This window comes from Streptococcus oralis, assembly GCF_001579525.1.
Taxonomy (GTDB): Bacteria; Bacillota; Bacilli; order Lactobacillales; family Streptococcaceae; genus Streptococcus; species Streptococcus oralis_M.
On record NZ_KQ970788.1, the window covers coordinates 291,951 to 312,730 of the forward strand.

The following is a 20,780-nucleotide window of genomic DNA, read 5'->3' on the forward strand; positions in this document are numbered from 1 at the left end:
GGTCATTGTCATACAAACGTTTATAGTTAGCTGGGTTTTCAACGATAGTCTTAACAACCGTTTCAGCAAGCGCTACTCCTCCTTCTGCGCCATCAGCCCAGACACTAGCCAATTCTACTGGAACATCGATTGATGCACAAAGTTCTTTCAAGGCTGAAATTTCAGCTTCTGTATCAGAGACAAATTCATTAATCGCAACAACTGCTGGAATACCAAACTTACGGATGTTCTCAACGTGGCGTTTCAAGTTAGCAAAACCTGCACGAACTGCTTCCACATTTTCCTCTGTAAGAGCGTCCTTAGCTACGCCACCATTCATCTTAAGGGCACGAAGGGTTGCGACGATGACTACTGCATCTGGAGAAGTTGGCAAGTTTGGTGTCTTGATATCAAGGAATTTCTCGGCACCAAGGTCTGCACCAAAACCAGCTTCAGTAACAGTATAATCAGCCAAGCGAAGGGCTGTGCTTGTTGCCAAAACAGAGTTACATCCATGAGCGATATTGGCAAATGGACCACCGTGTACAAAGGCAGGTGTACCGTAAATTGTCTGAACCAAGTTCGGTTTAATGGCATCTTTCAAGATCAAAGCCAAGGCACCCTCAACCTGCAAATCACCTACAGAAACAGGGGTACGGTCATAGCGATAGCCGATAACGATATTCGCCAAACGGCGTTTCAAGTCCTCGATGTCCGTCGCCAAGCACAAAATCGCCATGATTTCTGAAGCAACGGTAATATCGAAACCATCCTCGCGTGGAATACCATTTAGAGGGCCACCAAGTCCAACGGTAACATGGCGAAGGGCGCGGTCATTCAAGTCCACCACACGTTTCCAAAGGATTCGACGTTGGTCAATTCCTAGTTCATTCCCTTGGTGCAAGTGATTGTCAATCAAGGCTGAAAGAGCATTGTTGGCTGTTGTAATGGCATGCATATCCCCGGTAAAGTGAAGGTTGATGTCCTCCATTGGCAACACTTGGGCATAACCACCACCGGCTGCACCACCCTTAATCCCCATTACTGGGCCAAGAGACGGTTCGCGGATAGCAATCATGGTTTTCTTGCCAATCTTGTTCAAGGCGTCTGCCAGACCAATGGTAATAGTTGATTTCCCTTCACCTGCAGGTGTTGGATTGATGGCAGTAACCAAGATCAATTTACCAACTGGATTGCTCTCAACTGCACGAATTTTATCAAAGCTGAGTTTAGCCTTATACTTCCCGTACAATTCCAAATCATCGTAAGAAATACCAAGTTTCTCAACAACATCAACGATTGGCTTCAACTCAATACTCTGTGCGATTTCAATATCTGTTTTCATTCAAAACTCCTCTAACCTCTAATGTGATAATTCATTATAACACAAAACAAGATTTTTAACATCCATAAACTCTCTAAACGTTCGTAAATACCCTGAATTTAAAGATTTTTAGGGCTCTTTTAAAAATTTTATATGGCTTTATAGTTTTAAACTATAGTTAATCTTCCCTTTTACCAAAAATTTATCGCTTTCATTTTACTTACTGTTTATTTTTGTGTACAATAGTGCTATGAAAATTTTAGTCACATCGGGCGGTACCAGTGAAGCTATTGATAGAGTCCGCTCTATTACTAACCATTCTACAGGTCGCTTGGGGAAAATCATCACAGAAACCTTGCTTGCTGCGGGGCATGAAGTTTGTTTGATAACGACAAAACGAGCTCTGAAGCCAGAAGCTCATCCCAACCTAAGCATTCGAAAAATTGATAATACCAACGACCTTCTAGTTGTGATGCAAGAACTTGTTAAGGAATATCAGGTCTTAATCCACTCAATGGCTGTGTCTGACTACACACCTGTTTATATGACGGGGCTTGAGGAGGTACAGGCTAGCTCTAATTTAGAAGAATTTTTAAACAAGCAGAATCATCAGACTAAGATTTCTTCAACTGATGAGGTTCAGGTCTTATTCCTGAAAAAAACACCCAAAATCATATCTCTAGTCAAGGAATGGAATCCTGCCATTCATCTGATTGGGTTTAAATTGCTGGTTGATGTCTCTGAGGATTATCTCATTGAGATCGCACGAAAGAGTCTTATCAAGAACCAAGCAGACTTGATCATTGCAAATGACCTGACTCAAATTTCAGCAAACCAGCATCAAGCAATCTTTGTTGAGAAAGAGGAACTCCAAACCGTTCAAACCAAAGAGGAAATAGCAAACCTCCTCCTTGAAAAAATTCAAGCATACGATTCATAGAAAGGAAAGCCATGGCAAATATTCTCATCGCAGTGACAGGTTCCATAGCCTCCTATAAAGCAGCTGATTTAGTCAGTTCTTTGAAAAAACAAGGCCATGATGTCACTGTCTTAATGACTGAGGCAGCGAGAGAGTTTATCCAACCGTTGACACTACAGGTCCTCTCTCAAAATCCTGTCCACCTTGATGTCATGAAGGAACCTTATCCTGATCAAGTCAATCATATCGAACTAGGCAAAAGGACCGACCTTTTTATTGTAGCCCCAGCTACTGCTAATACCATCGCAAAGTTAGCCCATGGATTTGCTGACAACATGGTGACAAGTACAGCACTTGCCTTGCCAGAACATGTCAAAAAGTTAGTCGCACCAGCCATGAATACAAAGATGTATGACCATCCGGCAACTCAGGCTAATCTAAAAACATTAGAGACCTATGGTTATCAGATCATCTCTCCAAAAGAATCTCTACTAGCCTGTGGCGATCACGGCAAAGGCGCCCTAGCTGACCTGAATACTATTTTAGAAAGAATAAAGGAAACCCTCGATGAACAAACGCTCTAACATTGCACCCATTGCTATCTTTTTTGCAGTTATGCTCGTTATCCACTTTTTGAGTTCTCTCCTATTTAACCTTTTCCCATTCCCGATTAAACCAACTATCGTTCATATTCCAGTAATCATTGCTAGTATCATCTATGGCCCTCGAGTTGGGGTTACACTTGGTTTTCTTATGGGGCTATTGAGCTTAACGGTAAACACGATTACCATCCTTCCAACCAGCTATCTTTTCTCACCTTTCGTACCAAACGGAAACATCTATTCAGCAATGATTGCCATCCTACCCCGTATTTTGATTGGTCTGACACCTTATCTAGTTTATAAATTATTAAAAAACAGAACGGGTCTTATCTTTGCTGGTGCTCTCGGTTCCCTTACCAACACCGTCTTTGTCCTTGGGGGAATCTTCTTCCTTTTTGGAAATGTCTTCGACGGCAATATCCAAAAACTCCTAGCAACAGTTATTTCTACAAACTCAATTGCCGAGCTTGTCATCTCTGCCGTTCTAACAGTAGCAATTGTTCCCCGTCTCGAAACCCTTAAGAAATAAAAAAACAACTCCACTTTCATCCTGAAGGTGGAGTTTAGCATTTAAAACATGAGAAGCATCAATAGAATGTGAAAGCCAAAGCGCAGGAGATGATACGAAAGAGGGGGAGGTTGCTGACTTTTCTGACTATCCAAATATAGGGTTAGTGATAGAAAAACCAAACCAAATGCAATCACCAATCTGACGAAATAAGCAATTTCGAGTATTGCTGCCATCAAAAGAAAACCTAATAAAGGAAGGCTAAAAAGTGAAAGAGCCAAAACACCTGCTAATAGAGAGAGTAGCGAAAGGACCAATAAACTATAAACTAGGAAACGAGTCCAACCTGAGACTACTTTCCCTTCACTTTTCTGTTTTGACATCATCACGATTACCACGATTAGGTAAACAAAAAGTATCATCACAATTTCTCCTCAGTTCCTATTATTCTTTACCACATTTTAACCAAATTTTCCTGAAAAATCAATAAAGCTTCTTGACTTGATTGGTGATTTATTGTACTATACTTGTGTATATACAGATAAATGGAGGTTCTTATGGATATACGGAAAAAAACGCAGTTTATGACTATGACTGCCCTACTCACTGCAATAGCGATTTTGATTCCAATCATTATGCCTTTTAAAATCGTTATCCCACCGGCTTCTTACACCTTGGGAAGTCATATCCCCATCTTTATCGCCATGTTTCTTTCGCCTTTGATGGCTGCTTTTGTGATTATTGCTTCTAGTCTTGGTTTTCTGATGGCAGGCTATCCGCCTGTTATTGTACTCCGTGCCTTCTCTCACATTGTTTTTGGTACTTTGGGGGCTTTGTACTTAAAAAAATTCCCTGAAACCTTGGATAAACCAAAGGCATCTTGGATTTTTAACTTTGTTTTGGGTGTTGTTCATGCTATCGCTGAAGTAATAGCTTGTATCATCTTTTATGCTACTTCAGGGACAAATGTTGAAAATATGTTTTATGTTCTTTTTGTCCTAGTTGGTTTTGGCACAATCGTCCATAGTATGGTAGACTATACATTAGCACTAGCTGTCTATAAAGTGCTTCGAAAACGTCGCTAAAAGGAAAAACTATGACAAAGGATCGCAAACAAGCTCTTCTCAAACTCTTAAAAGAGGCGCCAAAAGCTCTCAATGGTCAAACCTTGGCTGAGCACTTCCATGTTACTCGTCAGGTCATTGTACAGGACATCGCTATTCTCCGAGCAGATGGAGCTCCTATCCTATCCACCAATCGTGGCTATATCTACAAAGAAAATGATGCCAGCCCCTACGTCCACAAACTCTTTAAAGTGAAACATGAACTGGAAGAAATCGGTCAGGAACTACTAGCCATTGTAGATAATGGCGGTCGTGTTCAAAATATCTTAATCGATCATCCCGTTTATGGCGAAATTGAAACCCTACTCAAACTCACTTGCCGCCGAGATGTCCAGCACTTTCTGGAACAAGTTGAGAATTCAGATTTTAGACCCCTTTCTGAATTGACAGACGGCATCCATTACCACCTTGTTGAAGCCGAGACACAACAAGACCTCCACTATATCGAGGAGGCCTTGGATCAGTTAGGTTATTTAGTAAAAGACTAGAAAATTTCTTTTTCCCAGCCGTCCTCTGTGCGGTGGCGATAGAAGAACTCAGACTTGTCAGGTGCTTCCATCATTTCCATCAAAGGCAACATATCATAGGCCAGTTCCAAGTTTGGAATCTGGTCTTTTTGCACCCAAGATACTTCTCCTTCTTCTGAGGATTGGAGACTTCCAGTAAACTCTGTCGCCTTGTAACAAAAGACAATATAGCGACCACCTGTATCTAATGGCCAATTCTTAATGCCGACCAGTTGGGGATTCTGAATGGTCAAACCAGTTTCTTCGTATATTTCACGAATGACAGATTCGGCAAAGGCCTCGCCGGTCTCAACATGTCCTCCTGGAAAGGCATAGCCAGACCAGCGATTGTTTTCAGGAGAGCGATATTGCATGACTACTCGCTTATTTTCTAGATCTTCGATTAGACAGATGTTGGTTAAAATGGTTGCTTGGGTACGGGACATAGATTTGCTCGCTTTCTAAGTTATTAAAATGTATCTTCGTTGTATTTTACTTCTGACTTCATGATAAAGGGATTGATCAATTCATGATGTTCATAAGTAGTACGGGCCAAAAAACCTCTAGCAATGATGATTTCCTTATCTTGTATGTGATAGTCTATATTGATAGGGATGGCTGGATCTGAGATAACTGATAAAACAAAGAATGCTGCAAACCAAAGGTAAAATGTCACCAATCCACTAAATATTTGAAAAATAAGGTGATACCATTTAGCATCTCTTGTTCTATAAAAGATTCTCCAGGGATGGATTAGGAAGGTCAAACAAAGAATGAAAAACCAACTATTCCACAAAATCGGCGTAAAAGATAGTCCAAAAACCAACAACACCAAATGAAGAACCACAAAGGTCAGCAAAGCCAAATAAAGTGTCTTAAACGAAATTAACTTAGTTAGATTTTCTTTTGTCATGATTTTTCCTCTTTTTGTCCTTATATTTCAAAATCACCATCAATATCGCTGGAATGATGAAAAAGATTAGATAGGTAGCAATTGGGAGCCAGATGTAGCGATAATCGATAGATAATAGGGAAGGAATTTTTTTAACATTTCTCCCTTTTACCCCAACAAGTAAGTGTAGGAGAAAAATAGGTCCGTTTATGAATAGAAAAGTTTTTAAGAATCCTTGTACTGAAGCCTTATTGCTAAAACCATCTCTAAAAATACCTTGATAGAATGTGTGAACCAAAAAGACAAAATTCATAATAATTGGCAAGACATAGGACATTTCTTGATATGGTTTCGGGATAAGTGACGTCCCGAATAACACATACATGATACCAAAAATAGATAATAATATTATACCACCATCCATAAAAGAAACAATCTTTGAATGTCTTTCCATCCACAATTGGACGTGAACTATCAAAGAATACTTTATCTGGATTTTTCTCATTTGTCTGTTCTGTTGTTTGATCTTCTTTGGTTTCTTAATCTTTCGTTCCATTTGCGCCTCCTTCTTCTCTTTTCTATCTGTATAATCAAAAGCAGAATGCCCAGCCCCAAGAAAAAAAAGAGATAACTTGCAATAGGGACCCAGACATATGCTGGATCCATAGAAATTATAGGGGGGGAATTCGTTGACTTACGACGTCCTAGCCAATTCAGACCTACCAAGAGATGAAAGGGAAAAAGAAGACCATTGAACCCAATAAATCCCCATGAAAAGTAACGCCATTTCTGAAGTTTATCACTACTAAAACGAAAGACAAGGATATAGGTTGATAAGATCAGAAGGATAAGATTGAAACTTAAGGGGGAAAGATAGTTTATGTTCGGTAATGGGTAACTAATGTAAGATGCGGCAAGAAATGATACAAACATAGATCCAAATAATACACTCGTATCCAAAAGTTGACCAATCCTTCTGTGCCTTTCCATCCAAAGAAAAATCCTCTTAGTCCAAGAAGGCTTTTCTTTTGTCTTGTACTTCATTTGCCTACTCATCTTCATTTGCATCTACTCCTTTTTTTGAGCCTTTAGAGAGAAAGAAGATTGCCAACGTTAACATCAAGACTAGAAGGTAGACGACAATAGGGAACCAGATATAGGAAGACTCCAGTGAAAACAAAGGTGAGAGAACAACTCTTCCTCTTTTTCTGACGCCAATCAGTTGAAAAATAAAGCTAAGGACATTGATATAAATAAAGGGTTCACAAAATCTTTTAAGGGCCCTTTCTTTTTCAGTTTTCACTGACAAAAAGAGAGCATAAAGCCTATTACCCAAGATAAAAAGATTCAATTGCAAGGGAAACAAGAGTTCTCTGTACCGAAAATCAGCTGGAATGCTTTTGTTCTGTGATGTTGTGAATTCTATAACTAGGAACAAGCTGATATAAAAGAACATATCAAGCATAAATTTGATAAATCGATGACCTTGTAACCAAAAACGGACTGAATCTAAGCCTGATGATTTTTTATACTTCGTCTCTTTCAAATTCATAATAACTTCTTTCCATTTAAAATATCTGCTAAAACGTGATTTTTTGTTCATTGAGTAATTTGAAAACAAAATCGCAATTCTACCAGTATTTAAGTCTCAGATTTTGAGGATTTCTTACGTACCATTCTAATTTCAGTGATCGGTTTTCCAAGGTCAAGTATTTTTTCTTGCTCATCAAAAGTAAAACCCATTTTTTGATAGAAAGCAATGGCTCGCTTATTCTCTTTTAATACCCATAAAAATATTTCAGAGAACTGTTCAAGAGTCGTCAGAGCTTCCTTCATTAACTTCCGAGCAATACCTTTTCCGTAATAGTCTTTTAAAACATATAAGGCAATAATTTCACCAGCTCGAATAGTCTCATCACGAAAGTTTCCATAACTGATAAAACCAACTACCTTCATGCCATCCATCGCGATCAATGTATTTTCTGGATATTTTTGACTAAAGAATCGACATCTTTCTAATGTCATCGTCTCCTGAAATGCTGCAGGTAAAAGGGCATCATAAGCCTCTCTCCACGTTTGCCAATGAACGAAGGACTTACCTTCTATCTCTTCAGGAGTTTCCATTACTTTGATAGTAAGATCCATTTATTTTTCTCCATTCTTCTCTCAAAATACCATATTTAATACTATCAAAATATTTGCCTTGGTAATAACGAACTTTTGGAATATGAGCTTCTTTTTTCATTCTTAATTTTTCAGCCAATTTCATCATACCAAAATTTCCTGACCAAGTTGTCAAACCAAGATGCTCCAACTCCAAGTAATCCTGAAATGTCCGATCTATCCACTGTAGCATAGCAGCTTTTCCAATGCCAGAGTTCCAAAACTTGTTATCATAAATACAAATCCCCAATTCCATCCATCTTGTTTGTTTACATACCCAGTAGCGCGAAACAGTCCCAACAAGTTTATCATCAACAAAAATACCAAGGCGATTTGAGTTGTTTAGAGTAGATTCTGATTTTGGTAGTTTAAATTCTTGAAAATTAGGAAAATGCTGATAATCGTCATAATAGGGAGCATCATACTGCTTCCAAATTGGTTTAGATTGTGAATAAGCAATTTCCCACAAAGGCACCAAATCTTCTTCTATTAGTTTTCTTAAATAAACCATACTTTTTCCTAATCCAACGCCTTGACTTCCTCAGCAACTTTTTGCAGATATTTTTGTCTTGTAGAATTTGTATTCACCTCACGCCCTAACTCACCCAAAATTGAAACTTTCTTTGTTTTGATACCGCAATGATTCAGGACAGCATTCTTTAATACTGATATTCCATAACTGTCTGGAATATTGATAGGACCTGAAAATACTTTGTACCACCATGTTGGTGCCATTGATGTTGCGTAAATACTGGCTGTTTTTCCTTTTAGTAACTTTTTAAACTGCTGACCTCTTAAGTAGTTTAAAATAAAACTTCCTTTATTATTGGCAGAGTACGCAATTCCTGGCGTGAAAACACGATCAATCCATCCCTTCAATAAACTAGGCATACTACTCCACCAAATTGGATAAACGAAAATGAAATGATCTGCCCACTGGATTAATTCCTGAGAGCGAAGTATGAAAGAGTCCTCTTCCATCCGTTTTCGATAACCATAACGTAATACGGGATCAAAATCTATCTCATTTAGGTTAATAGATTCAAGCTCATGATGATTTGAGTCAATATTTTCTACAATCGTTTGAAAAATTTCTTGACAGAAACTTCCCTTGTCAGGATGTCCATTGATGACTAAAATTTTCATTCGTTTTCTCCTTCACTAATCCAACGCCTTGACTTCCAACATCATATCACGGATCTGAGCTGCCAGTTCAAAGTCAAGCACTTCGACGGCTTCTTGCATTTGTTTTTCCAGTTTTTTGACGAGTTCTTTGCGCTCTTGTTTATTGAGGCTATTGATATCAACTTCCTTATCCTCTTCCTTGGCAACTGCCTTAGTTACAGCAATCAGGTCACGGATTTCTTTCTTGATTGTCTGTGGTACAATACCATGCTCTTCATTATAGGCCATCTGGATTTTCCGACGACGAGCTGTTTCATCAATGGCACGTTGCATAGATTGAGTCATGGTATCAGCGTACATGATGACATGTCCTTCGCTATTACGAGCAGCACGTCCAATTGTCTGGATTAAGCCACGTTCGTTACGAAGGAAACCTTCCTTATCAGCATCTAGAATAGCTACGAGACTCACCTCAGGAACGTCAATCCCTTCACGGAGGAGATTAATCCCGACCAAGACATCAAAGACACCCAAGCGCAGGTCACGGATAATCTCCGTCCGCTCCAAGGTCTTGATATCCGAGTGCATATACTTGACCTTGATACCCATTTCTTTGAAGTAGTCCGTCAAATCTTCGGCCATTTTCTTGGTCAAGGTGGTGATAAAGGTACGCTCATTTTTTTCAACACGGGCATTGATTTCACCTAAAAGGTCATCAATCTGTCCCATAGTCGGACGAACTTCCACCTCTGGATCTAGAAGACCAGTCGGACGGATGATTTGCTCGATCACTGTCTCGGTCTGTTCATTCTCATAGTCACCAGGTGTCGCTGAAACGTAAACAATCTGATGCACATGGCTTTCAAACTCCTCCCGACGGAGAGGACGGTTGTCCAAAGCAGATGGCAAACGGAACCCGTAATTAACCAGCATTTCCTTACGCGAACGGTCTCCATTGTACATACCCTTGATCTGCCCCATGGTCATGTGACTTTCATCAATCATGATCAAGAAATCATCTGGGAAGAAGTCGAGAAGCGTATAAGGAGGCTCTCCTTCGCTACGACCATCCATGTGGCGTGAATAGTTCTCAACCCCATTTGTATAGCCCATCTCACGTAGCATCTCGATATCATACTCTGTCCGCTGTTTCAAACGCTGGGCTTCTAGCAGTTTTCCTTCCTTTTCAAAGACAGCTAACTGCTCCTCCAACTCTGCCTGAATCTTGGCAATTGCAACTTCCATGTGGTCATCATTGGTCACAAAGTGAGTAGCTGGGAAAATCGCCAAATGATCCACTTCTCCCAATACCTGACCTGTCAAAGCCTCAACCTCACGGATACGGTCAATTTCATCTCCGAAGAATTCTACTCGAAAAGCGTGTTCATCTCGGGACGCTGGGAAAATCTCCACCACATCCCCACGAACGCGAAATCTTCCCCGTTGGAAATCAATATCATTGCGTTCAAACTGTATATCTACCAAGTCATTCAAGAGTTTATCACGCGAAATCTCCAGACCTGGACGGAGACTAACCACGCTATCAGAGTATTCCTTAGGCGAACCTAAACCATAGATACAAGAGACAGAAGCCACAACGATGACATCATTACGCTCTAAAAGGGCTGAAGTCGCTGAGTGGCGAAGCTTATCAATCTCGTCATTGACGGAACTGTCCTTCTCAATGTAGGTATCGCTAGAAGGCACATAGGCTTCTGGCTGGTAATAATCATAGTAGGATACGAAGTACTCAACAGCATTCTCAGGGAAAAATTCCTTAAACTCTCCATAGAGCTGACCAGCTAGGGTTTTGTTATGGGCAATGACCAAAGTTGGTTTATTGACTTTGGAAATGACCTGACTCATGGTATAGGTCTTCCCTGTACCCGTCGCCCCCATCAAAATTTGGGCTTTCTCTCCACCCTCGATATTATCGACCAACTGCTCAATCGCTTGTGGTTGATCTCCTGAAGGTTCATATTTTGATACTAGTTTAAATTTATTATCTGTAATTCGATTAATCATGATTGCCTCATATGCTTTTTTCTATCTTTCTATTTTACCATAAATTTACTTTTCAGACTCCTCTCTAAGTTGATAAGAGTGAGTATTTCATGTTACATTTCCTTACATAAAATCCATAAAATTTGCCTTTTCATTCATTTTCTGATATAATGGAAAAATATTCGGAAAAGGAGACTAAAAATGAAGAAAAAAATACTAGCATGTTTGCTCATTTTATTTCCCATTTTCTCACTAGGTATGGCAAAAGCTGATACTGTTAAGATTGTGTCTGATACAGCTTACGCACCTTTTGAGTTTAAAGATTCAGATCAAACCTATAAAGGGATTGATGTTGATATTATCAATAAAGTCGCAGAAATCAAAGGATGGAACATCCAAATGTCTTATCCTGGCTTTGATGCAGCTGTAAATGCTGTGCAGTCAGGTCAAGCAGATGCTATTATGGCAGGTATGACAAAAACAAAAGAACGTGAAAATGTCTTTACCATGTCTGATACCTATTATGATACAAAAGTTGTCATTGCTACCACAAAGGCAAATAAAATCACCAAATATGAGGAACTTAGCGGGAAAACAGTTGGAGTTAAGAACGGAACTGCCGCTCAACGTTTCCTCGAAAGTATCAAAGATAAATACGGTTTCTCTATTAAAACCTTTGATACTGGTGATTTGATGAATAACAGTCTAAGTGCTGGTGCTGTAAATGCCATCATGGATGATAAACCTGTTATTGAGTATGCGATTAACCAAGGACAAGATCTCAGCATCAATATGGATGGTGAGGCTGTTGGAAGCTTTGCTTTTGGTGTCAAGAAAGGGAGCAAGTATGAACACTTGGTTACCGAGTTTAATGAAGCCCTATCCCAAATGAAGAAGGATGGTAGCTTGGAGCAAATCATCCAAAAATGGACAGTTTCTACAACTACGGCAACCCCGACGACAACTACTGCTGCTGGACAAAAAGCTACTCCAGTGAAAAGCAAGTACATTATTGCCAGCGACTCATCTTTTGCCCCATTCGTCTTTCAAAATTCAAGCAATCAATACACTGGTATTGATATGGATCTCATCAAGGCCATTGCCAAAGACCAAGGTTTTGAAATTGAAATTACCAACCCAGGATTTGACGCAGCAATCAGTGCTGTTCAAGCAGGACAAGCAGATGGTATCATTGCTGGTATGTCTGTAACGGATGCTCGTAAGGAAACCTTCGACTTCTCAGAATCATACTACACAGCAAATACGATTCTCGGTGTGAAAGAATCAAGCACCATCGCTTCTTATGAGGACCTCAAGGATAAAACTGTCGGTGTTAAAAACGGAACCGCTTCTCAAACCTTCCTTACTGAGAATCAAAACAAATACGGCTATAAGATTAAAACCTTCGCAGATGGCGCATCTATGTATGACAGTCTGAATACTGGATCTATCGATGCCGTGATGGATGATGAGCCAGTTCTCAAATATTCTATCAGCCAAGGTCAAAAATTGAAAACACCAATCGCTGGAACTCCAATCGGTGAAACTGCCTTTGCGGTTAAAAAAGGAACAAACCCAGAATTGATCCAGATGTTCAATAACGGACTTGCGAACCTCAAAGCTAACGGAGAATTCCAAAAGATTCTTGACAAGTATCTAGCTAGCGAAACTTCAACTGACTCTACAAGTACAGTTGACGAAACAACTATCTGGGGCTTGCTTCAAAACAACTACAAACAACTTCTTAGTGGACTTGGAATCACTCTTGCTCTAGCTCTTATCTCATTTGCAATTGCCATTGTCATCGGTATTATCTTCGGTATGTTTAGCGTTAGCCCATACAAATCTCTTCGTCTGATTTCTGAGATTTTCGTTGACGTTATCCGTGGTATTCCCTTGATGATTCTTGCAGCCTTCATCTTCTGGGGTATTCCAAACTTCATCGAGTCCATTACAGGCCAACAAAGTCCAATTAACGACTTCGTAGCTGGTACTATCGCCCTCTCACTCAATGCAGCGGCTTATATCGCTGAAATTGTTCGTGGCGGGATTCAAGCTGTTCCAGTTGGGCAAATGGAGGCCAGTCGCAGTCTTGGTATCTCTTATGGAAAAACCATGCGTAAGATTATCTTGCCACAAGCAACTAAATTGATGTTGCCAAACTTTGTCAACCAATTCGTTATTGCTCTTAAAGATACAACCATCGTATCTGCTATCGGTTTGGTGGAACTTTTCCAAACTGGTAAGATCATCATCGCCCGTAACTACCAAAGTTTCAAGATGTATGCAATCCTTGCTATCTTCTATCTTGTAATTATCACGCTTTTGACTAGACTAGCGAAACGCTTAGAAAAGAGGATTCGTTAATGGCAAAATTAAAAATTGATGTAAATGATTTGCATAAGTATTATGGAAAAAACGAAGTTTTAAAAGGCATTACGACTAAATTCTATGAAGGAGATGTTGTCTGTATCATCGGTCCTTCTGGTTCTGGTAAATCCACTTTCCTCCGTAGCCTTAACCTTCTCGAGGAGGTAACGAGTGGCCACATCACAGTAAATGGTTATGATTTGACTGAAAAGTCAACCAATGTCGACCATGTTCGTGAGAACGTAGGAATGGTCTTCCAACACTTCAATCTCTTCCCACACATGTCTGTATTGGACAACATTACTTTTGCTCCAATTGAGCACAAGTTGATGACTAAGGAAGAAGCTGAGAAATTAGGGATGGAGTTGCTAGAAAAGGTTGGACTAGCGGATAAAGCTAATGCCACCCCAGATAGCCTTTCAGGTGGTCAGAAACAGCGTGTAGCTATCGCTCGTGGACTTGCCATGAATCCTGATATCATGCTTTTTGATGAGCCAACTTCCGCTCTTGACCCTGAAATGGTCGGAGATGTACTGAATGTTATGAAGGAATTGGCGGAACAAGGCATGACCATGATTATCGTAACCCATGAGATGGGATTTGCTCGTCAGGTGGCTAACCGTGTTATCTTTACGGCTGATGGTGAATTCCTGGAAGATGGAACTCCAGATCAAATCTTCGACAACCCGCAACACCCTCGTCTAAAAGAGTTCTTGGACAAGGTCTTAAATGTATAAAATAAAACTGTAAGGTTCTCCTTACAGTTTTTTAATTGCGTATTGGATTTTTTGTTTTTTTGAAAATTATGATAAAATAAAAACTATGATAATGAGGAAATCTCATCCCTAGTCCAACTAGGAAAAAATATAGAAATTAGGTAGCTAGATGTCATCAAAGGTTATTGTTACAATTTTCGGTGCGAGTGGAGATTTAGCTAAACGCAAACTCTACCCTTCCCTTTTCAGACTCTATAAATCAGGCAATCTCTCTGAGCATTTTGCTGTTATCGGAACAGCTCGTAGACCTTGGAGTAAAGAATATTTTGAATCTGTAGTTGTCGAGTCCATCCTTGATTTGGCAGATAGTACCGAGCAAGCCCAGGAATTTGCTAGCCACTTCTACTATCAAAGCCATGATGTGAATGATACGGAACATTACATTGCTTTGCGCCAATTACAAGCTGAGCTGAATGAAAAATACCAAGCTGAACACAACAAGCTCTTCTTCTTGTCTATGGCACCTCAGTTCTTCGGAACCATTGCCAAGCACCTCAAATCTGAAAACATTGTTGATGGCAAAGGTTTTGAGCGCTTGATCGTTGAGAAACCATTTGGTACAGACTACGAGACAGCTAGCAAACTCAATGAAGATCTCCTTGCAGCCTTTGATGAAGAGCAAATCTACCGTATTGACCATTACCTAGGTAAAGAGATGATTCAGAGTATCTTTGCTGTTCGTTTTGCCAACATGATTTTTGAGAATGTTTGGAACCGTGAGCACATTGATAATGTACAGATTACCTTTGCAGAACGCTTGGGTGTTGAAGAACGAGGTGGCTACTATGATCAATCTGGTGCCCTTCGTGATATGGTGCAAAACCATACTCTCCAACTTCTCTCTCTTCTAGCCATGGACAAACCAGCTAGCTTTACAAAGGATGAGATTCGTGCTGAAAAGATAAAGGTCTTTAAAAAACTCTATCATCCAACTGAGGAAGAATTGAAAGAACAGTTTATCCGTGGTCAATATCGCTCTGGTAAAATCGATGGCATGAAATACATTTCCTATCGTAGCGAGCCAAACGTCGATCCTGAATCTACAACAGAAACCTTTGCATCTGGTGCCTTCTTTGTAGACAGCGATCGCTTCCGTGGTGTTCCCTTCTTCTTCCGAACAGGGAAACGCCTGACTGAAAAAGGAACTCATGTCAATATCGTCTTTAAGCAAATGGATTCTATCTTCGGAGAACCATTGGCACCAAATATCTTGACCATCTATATCCAACCAACTGAAGGATTCTCTCTCAGCCTAAATGGGAAGCAAGTCGGTGAAGAATTTAACCTAGCACCAAGCTCTCTGGATTACCGTACAGATGCTACTGCTACTGGAGCCTCACCAGACCCATACGAAAAATTAATCTACGATGTCTTGAACAACAACTCTACCAACTTTAGCCACTGGGATGAGGTAAGTGCTTCTTGGAAATTGATTGATCGTATCGAAGAGCTCTGGGCTGAAAATGGTGCTCCACTCTACGATTATAAAGCCGGAAGCATGGGGCCACAAGCTAGCTTTGACTTACTTGAAAAGTATGGAGCCAAATGGACCTGGCAACCAGATATCGCCTATCGTGAAGATGGCCGTTTAGAATAGCAAAAATATCCTGCAAGATTGACTTGCAGGATATTTATTTTGTATTAAATCAAGCCTTCTAAGAGACCCTTCATAAAGTTTTCAGAGTTAAATTCGCCTATATCATCGATTTTTTCACCGAAACCAATCAATTTTACAGGGATATTGAGTTCTTCGCGGATAGCCAGAACAACACCCCCTCGGGCAGTTCCGTCAATTTTTGTCAAGACAATTCCTGTCAATGGTGTTATCTTAGAAAATTCCTTAGCTTGTACCAAGGCATTCTGTCCAGTTGACGCATCAAGGGCAAGGAAGGTTTCATGAGGTGCTTCTGGAACGACACGCTTGATAATACGGCCAATCTTTTCCAACTCGGCCATAAGGTTGTCCTTGTTTTGCAAACGACCTGCTGTATCAATCATGAGAATATCAATCCCTTCGGCTACGGCGCGTTCCATACCATCAAAGACCACACTTGCTGGATCAGCCTTTTCAGGCCCCGTCACAACAGGAACATCCACACGTCGACCCCATTCAGCTAGCTGGGCAACGGCGCCAGCACGGAAGGTATCTGCCGCAACCAGCATGACTTTCTTGCCAGCTTGTTTGTAGCGATGAGCCAATTTCCCGATAGAAGTTGTTTTCCCAACACCATTAACACCAACAAAGAGCATGACTGTCAAACCATCTTGGAAATGGATTTGTTCATCGTAGTTGCCATCCTTCTCATAGAGTTCAACCAATTTCTCGATAATAACACGACGAAGTGCGTCAGGCTTCTTAGCGTTTTCGAGTTTAGCTTCATAGCGTAGTTCTTCTGTTAAGTTTGAAGCGACCTGCACACCGACGTCGCTCATGATGAGCAGTTCTTCCAATTCTTCGAAGAATTCTTCATCGACTGAACGGAAGTTGGCAAAGAAAGCATTCAAACGAGCTCCGAATCCCGTACGGGTTTTCTTGAGACTGCGGTCATATTTTTCCTGAACGGTCTCTTCAACTTGAGGAAGTTCTTCTTCTACTACTTCAGAAGCTAGCTCTTCTTCTGTTTCTCGATTCTCTTCTTCTAGAATTTCTTCCGGCTCTTGGAATTGTTCCAATTCATCAGATTCTAGCTCAACCTCTTCCTGAGCAGTTTCTTCGACTGCCGTTTGGTTTTCTTCAACCTCTTCTGACAAATCAAGATTTTCCAGTGCTTCTTTTACAATATCTTCGATTTTCGGCTCTTCTTTTTTCCCGAATAAACGGTCAAACAATCCCATATTCTAGTTCTCCTTTAGCACGTATTCTTCGATAGCCCATGCAACGGCTTCCTCGTCGTTGGTCATGGGGGTAATGACATTGGCAACTGCCTTAACTGCTGGAACTGCATTTTGCATGGCAACTCCCAGACCTGCCCACTCAATCATGGAAAGGTCATTGGCCTCGTCCCCACAAGCCATGACTTGGCTTTGGTCGATTCCCAAATGTTTAATTAATTTCGCTAATCCTGTTGCCTTATGGACATTTTTCGGCGACCATTCCAATAAGAGTTCACGCGATTTGAAGATTTCATATTGGTCAAACAATTCTGGAGAAATCTGTTGAATCGCTGCATCCAAAGGTTCTTGGGCAAAGGCAGTCACACATTTATTATATGTCATCTGACTAGATAGATCTTCAAAAGCGACAGGTACGAAAGTCAAGGCTGGGTTGAACTTAGCATAGAGACTTTCTTGGTCTGACTGGATTTGATAGACTATTCCTTCTGAAATAGCATCTAACGGTAATCCCAGTTTTTCAGTTTCCTCGTACAAGCGTGCTACATCGTCGATTGAAAAGACGGTTTTATCGAGAATCTCTCCAGTATTTTTCTGTACCAGACCACCATTAAAGGTGATGGTGTACTCATCCTCCTGACCATCAGTCCCTAGCTCATGGAGAAAGAAATCCATAGCCTTCAAAGGACGACCTGTTGTCAGAACGACCTTGATGCCACGATCACGCGCAGCTTTGAGGACCTCCTTGGTACGATCTGTCAGCTTTTTATCCGTTGTCAGCAAAGTACCGTCCAAATCCAGTGCAATCAATTTAATATCTGCCATTATAAGCCCTCCATATAAGTCATCACTGACTGGTCCTTATGGTGGCCAATCACTGCTTCTGCTAATTCTAAAATCTCTGGTCGCGCATTTTCAGGAGCGATTGGATGCCCCACAACCTGCATCATGTGCAGGTCATTGAGATTATCGCCAAACGCCATAACCTGATCCATGGTTAGACCAAGTTTTTTTGCCAGCTCAACAATAGCCACACCCTTATCAACATAGTCCAAGACAATATCGATGGATTCAAAACCTGTGGTCATGGCTTTCACACCTGAAACATTTTCGTTGACCCAGGCCTCACCAACTTCTATCGTTTCTTCTGTAAAGTTGGTGGTGAATTTAAAAATCTCATCCGTGATATCTTCCAAACTCGCTACTTTTTGAATATTTTCATTGTAGTGACGACTAAACATGAGATAGGTCTCATCCACTGTGTCTAATACGTAACAAGCTTTTTTCCCAGTCAAGAGCATTTTTCTTTCATCAAAATAAGGCGATTTCTTTAAAGCTTCAAAAGTGCTCAAGTAAAAATCCCGAGACATAGTAGCCTCATACATATCCTCCCCATGAAACTCAACATAGCTCCCATTTTCAGCTATAAAAATCACTTCGTCACGCACATCCGCAAATAGCTTTTTAAGGGACAAGATACCGCGACCCGAGGCCACTGCAAAATAAATCCCCTTTTCCTTGTAGGAAACAAGCAATTTTTTGAGGCGTTCCATATCAAACCGACCCTCTCCGTCCAGAAAGGTTCCATCCATATCGGTTGCTACAAGTTTAATCATAAAATCCTTCATACTCCAATTGATAAATCTACCTTCTATTATACCATAGATAAGTTTAAAAAGGTCCAGTACGGTAGGATAGCACTACTTTTTCGGAGAATCTTCAAAGGGCCTAAAAATTAGAATCGTAGAACTTTTTTCAGATAGTTTAAAAAGTTTGTATTCCCCTATTCTTTTCTCTATAATGGAGAGAAAGGAGATGACTATGACAGAAATAAAACATGAAATTGATGCAAACTTTGCAGGCCGACTCAATATCCTACGCGCGGGTGTTCTGGGTGCCAATGATGGGATTATTTCCATCGCTGGAGTCGTTATCGGGGTTGCCAGTGCGACAAGCAATATCTGGATTATCTTTTTATCAGGTTTGGCTGCTATCCTCGCTGGTGCTTTTTCTATGGCAGGGGGAGAGTATGTCTCCGTATCCACTCAAAAAGACACGGAAGAAGCCGCTGTTGCCCGAGAACAATTACTCTTGGATAAAGACATCGAATCTGCAAAACAATCCCTCTATGCTGCTTACTTACAAAATGGTGAGTGTGAAACGTCCGCCCAACTTTTGACCAACAAGGCCTTTTTAAAAAATCCACTCAAAGCCTTGGTTGAGGAAAAATACGGTATCGAGTACGAAGAGTTTACCAATCCTTGGCATGCTGCTATCTCTAGCTTTATCGCCTTTGTTCTGGGAAGTCTTCCTCCTATGCTTTCGATCACCGTCTTTCCAAGTGACTATCGCATTCCAGCTACTGTTCTTATCGTAGCCCTTTCCCTTCTTATTACCGGCTATACCAGTGCTAAATTAGGAAAAGCTCCTACGAAAACTGCTATGATCCGTAACCTCTGTATCGGACTTCTGACCATGGGAGTGACTTACCTGTTCGGACAACTCTTCAGCATTTAAGATAAAAGAAATACCTCGATGTTTATCGAGGTATCTTTTTTACATTTGCACAATCTTGCGATAGCTTCTTGAGGTAATCATAAAGATTAAGACATAGACAATGAGGAAGATAGCACAGATGGACAAAGTGACTGTCAACATCATGGTCGCATCTAGCACCCCAATGACTTTTAGGATGAGGCTAAGCATGTGATAAGCAAAAGCAAGGTGTAGGAAGGCAAATAGCAAAGGGAGGAAGAAAACAGTTAGGACCTGTTTGTTAATCGTTTGCTTGATTTGCTTTTGATCGAGTCCAACCTTTTGCAAAATGATGAAACGTTCACGGTCTTCATAGCCTTCAGAGATTTGTTTGTAGTAAATAACCAGGACTGTTCCCACCATAAAGATGATAGAGAGGAAGATACCGATGAAGAAGACACCTCCATAAAGGGCACTTATTTGCGCACTGCTATCAGCTAGATTGCTTCCGAATACATAGCTTCCCTCTTTGTTTAAGTCTCTATTGAAGTTACCAAGGTATTCTGTAAAGTCGTCAGCGAGTTTGAGCTGTTCTTCCTCACTAGCTGTTACATTCATACCACCATAAAGTTGATCAAAGAGAGAGGAATCCGGATATTGATCAATAAAGGCTTGCAGATTAGGGACAACAAGATAATTGTAGTCAGAAGTGAGAATGTTATACTGATTTGGCACATGTTCCAGAATAAAATCATTTTTAATTTCTTCTTTAACAGTGTAGGTCTGGTCATTTAGAGTGAGTTCTTTCTGTCCTTGAAGCACCTTATTCTTGGTAAACAAGCCGACTTCTTTGCCTGAAAGGGAGAGTTTTTGACCAGTCATGTTTTCATAGTCTTTTTGGTCAAAGACCATAAAAATGGTTTTCGGCTGAACGAAGTTATTCCCCTTTGTAAAGATTCGGAGCTTGGTTCCATCTTGGCTCTCAATACCAAAACTGCTGTGACGAAAGACTTCTTTTTTGGTGACAGTTAATCCCTTATCACTAGCATATTGACTCAAAAGTTTATCTAAATCTTCTTTTTCAACATTTCGTCCAGTAATTCCAAAATCATGTGGATTCATGAATTTCTTGAACGTTTCAGAAGCTGAGAAGATACTGGTTGCTGCTGACATGGTTACCA

22 protein-coding genes and 1 pseudogene are annotated in these 20,780 nt (G+C 40.5%); 9 read left to right on the top strand and 14 right to left on the bottom strand.

The features are described from left to right. The coding region (locus tag SORDD25_RS01395) for a formate--tetrahydrofolate ligase (protein WP_061852344.1) at positions 1-1,324 on the bottom strand (1,324 nt) is incomplete at its 3' end. A 229-nt stretch (positions 1,325-1,553) separates the two neighbouring features. On the opposite strand from SORDD25_RS01395, the gene coaB reads away from it, so the two are divergent. The 3 genes from coaB to SORDD25_RS01410 are packed head-to-tail and all read left to right on the top strand — an operon-like array spanning position 1,554 to position 3,353. Then, positions 1,554-2,243: a phosphopantothenate--cysteine ligase gene (coaB, locus tag SORDD25_RS01400; protein WP_061852345.1), complete on the top strand. Its 690-nt coding sequence runs from the start codon at positions 1,554-1,556 to the stop codon at positions 2,241-2,243. A gap of 11 nt (positions 2,244-2,254) precedes the next feature. Beyond that, positions 2,255-2,806 carry a phosphopantothenoylcysteine decarboxylase gene (coaC, locus tag SORDD25_RS01405; protein WP_061852346.1) on the top strand — a complete coding sequence of 184 codons (552 nt, stop codon included), beginning with the start codon at positions 2,255-2,257 and terminating at the stop codon, positions 2,804-2,806. Next, positions 2,790-3,353, top strand: a complete 564-nt coding sequence (locus SORDD25_RS01410) for an ECF transporter S component (RefSeq protein WP_061852347.1) — start codon at positions 2,790-2,792, stop codon at positions 3,351-3,353. The genes coaC and SORDD25_RS01410 overlap by 17 nt, the downstream gene beginning before the upstream one ends. A 41-nt stretch (positions 3,354-3,394) precedes the next feature. Here SORDD25_RS01410 and SORDD25_RS01415 read toward each other — a convergent pair whose 3' ends face one another. After that, positions 3,395-3,754, bottom strand: coding sequence for a hypothetical protein (locus tag SORDD25_RS01415; protein WP_061852348.1), 360 nt, complete (start codon positions 3,752-3,754; stop codon positions 3,395-3,397). A 135-nt stretch (positions 3,755-3,889) separates the two neighbouring features. Between SORDD25_RS01415 and SORDD25_RS01420 the strand changes: the two genes are divergently transcribed. Continuing rightward, positions 3,890-4,417 carry an ECF transporter S component gene (locus tag SORDD25_RS01420; protein ID WP_000354644.1) on the top strand — a complete coding sequence of 176 codons (528 nt, stop codon included), beginning with the start codon at positions 3,890-3,892 and terminating at the stop codon, positions 4,415-4,417. Positions 4,418-4,428: 11 nt separating this feature from the next. Beyond that, a complete protein-coding gene (locus tag SORDD25_RS01425; RefSeq protein ID WP_000159158.1) occupies positions 4,429-4,944 on the top strand; it encodes a transcription repressor NadR in 516 nt (171 codons plus the stop codon). Here SORDD25_RS01425 and SORDD25_RS01430 read toward each other — a convergent pair. The 8 genes from SORDD25_RS01430 to uvrB all read right to left on the bottom strand — a co-directional run bounded on the left by SORDD25_RS01430 (position 4,941) and on the right by uvrB (position 11,167). Continuing rightward, positions 4,941-5,408, bottom strand: a complete 468-nt coding sequence (locus tag SORDD25_RS01430; RefSeq protein ID WP_061852349.1) for an 8-oxo-dGTP diphosphatase — start codon at positions 5,406-5,408, stop codon at positions 4,941-4,943. The two genes, SORDD25_RS01425 and SORDD25_RS01430, sit on opposite strands and share 4 nt — an antisense overlap. Before the next feature lie 23 nt (positions 5,409-5,431). Continuing rightward, a complete protein-coding gene (locus tag SORDD25_RS01435; RefSeq protein ID WP_061852350.1) occupies positions 5,432-5,875 on the bottom strand; it encodes a hypothetical protein in 444 nt (147 codons plus the stop codon). Continuing rightward, entirely contained in the window at positions 5,853-6,410 is a 558-nt protein-coding gene (locus SORDD25_RS01440; protein WP_061852351.1) for a hypothetical protein, read from the bottom strand. The genes SORDD25_RS01435 and SORDD25_RS01440 overlap by 23 nt, the downstream gene beginning before the upstream one ends. A gap of 492 nt (positions 6,411-6,902) precedes the next feature. Further along, complete coding sequence (locus SORDD25_RS01450; protein ID WP_061852353.1) at positions 6,903-7,406, bottom strand: hypothetical protein; 504 nt, start codon at positions 7,404-7,406, stop codon at positions 6,903-6,905. 89 nt (positions 7,407-7,495) lie between these two features. Beyond that, entirely contained in the window at positions 7,496-7,999 is a 504-nt protein-coding gene (locus SORDD25_RS01455; RefSeq protein ID WP_061852354.1) for a GNAT family N-acetyltransferase, read from the bottom strand. Then, the gene (locus SORDD25_RS01460) at positions 7,965-8,528 is read right to left on the bottom strand and encodes a GNAT family N-acetyltransferase (RefSeq protein WP_061852355.1); all 564 of its coding nucleotides are present in this window, start codon (positions 8,526-8,528) and stop codon (positions 7,965-7,967) included. Before SORDD25_RS01460 ends, SORDD25_RS01455 begins: the two co-directional genes overlap by 35 nt. An 8-nt stretch (positions 8,529-8,536) precedes the next feature. After that, positions 8,537-9,163, bottom strand: a complete 627-nt coding sequence (locus SORDD25_RS01465; protein WP_061852356.1) for an NAD(P)H-dependent oxidoreductase — start codon at positions 9,161-9,163, stop codon at positions 8,537-8,539. A 15-nt stretch (positions 9,164-9,178) separates the two neighbouring features. Further along, positions 9,179-11,167, bottom strand: a complete 1,989-nt coding sequence (gene uvrB, locus SORDD25_RS01470; RefSeq protein ID WP_045591229.1) for an excinuclease ABC subunit UvrB — start codon at positions 11,165-11,167, stop codon at positions 9,179-9,181. A gap of 180 nt (positions 11,168-11,347) precedes the next feature. Here uvrB and SORDD25_RS01475 point away from each other — a divergent pair, with 180 nt between their 5' ends. The 3 genes from SORDD25_RS01475 to zwf all read left to right on the top strand — a co-directional run bounded on the left by SORDD25_RS01475 (position 11,348) and on the right by zwf (position 15,889). After that, a complete protein-coding gene (locus tag SORDD25_RS01475; RefSeq protein WP_061852357.1) occupies positions 11,348-13,513 on the top strand; it encodes an ABC transporter substrate-binding protein/permease in 2,166 nt (721 codons plus the stop codon). Then, on the top strand, positions 13,513-14,253 hold the full coding sequence (locus SORDD25_RS01480; RefSeq protein ID WP_061852358.1) for an amino acid ABC transporter ATP-binding protein: 741 nt from the start codon (positions 13,513-13,515) through the stop codon (positions 14,251-14,253). Before SORDD25_RS01475 ends, SORDD25_RS01480 begins: the two co-directional genes overlap by 1 nt. Positions 14,254-14,401: 148 nt before the next feature. Continuing rightward, on the top strand, positions 14,402-15,889 hold the full coding sequence (gene zwf, locus SORDD25_RS01485) for a glucose-6-phosphate dehydrogenase (protein ID WP_061852359.1): 1,488 nt from the start codon (positions 14,402-14,404) through the stop codon (positions 15,887-15,889). 44 nt (positions 15,890-15,933) lie between these two features. Here zwf and ftsY read toward each other — a convergent pair whose 3' ends face one another. From ftsY to SORDD25_RS01500, 3 genes are read right to left on the bottom strand one after another with little or no spacing between them, the layout of a single operon-like run. Then, positions 15,934-17,127 (bottom strand): signal recognition particle-docking protein FtsY, encoded by a 1,194-nt coding sequence (ftsY, locus tag SORDD25_RS01490; protein WP_061852360.1) that lies wholly within the window; start codon positions 17,125-17,127, stop codon positions 15,934-15,936. 3 nt (positions 17,128-17,130) lie between these two features. Next, a complete protein-coding gene (locus tag SORDD25_RS01495) occupies positions 17,131-17,949 on the bottom strand; it encodes a Cof-type HAD-IIB family hydrolase (RefSeq protein ID WP_061852361.1) in 819 nt (272 codons plus the stop codon). Further along, a complete protein-coding gene (locus SORDD25_RS01500; RefSeq protein WP_061852362.1) occupies positions 17,949-18,740 on the bottom strand; it encodes a Cof-type HAD-IIB family hydrolase in 792 nt (263 codons plus the stop codon). The genes SORDD25_RS01495 and SORDD25_RS01500 overlap by 1 nt, the downstream gene beginning before the upstream one ends. A gap of 205 nt (positions 18,741-18,945) precedes the next feature. Between SORDD25_RS01500 and SORDD25_RS01505 the strand changes: the two genes are divergently transcribed. Continuing rightward, entirely contained in the window at positions 18,946-19,641 is a 696-nt protein-coding gene (locus SORDD25_RS01505; protein WP_061852363.1) for a VIT1/CCC1 transporter family protein, read from the top strand. A gap of 39 nt (positions 19,642-19,680) precedes the next feature. Here SORDD25_RS01505 and SORDD25_RS09385 read toward each other — a convergent pair. Next, positions 19,681-20,780: pseudogene (locus tag SORDD25_RS09385) on the bottom strand (FtsX-like permease family protein); the annotation flags it as partial.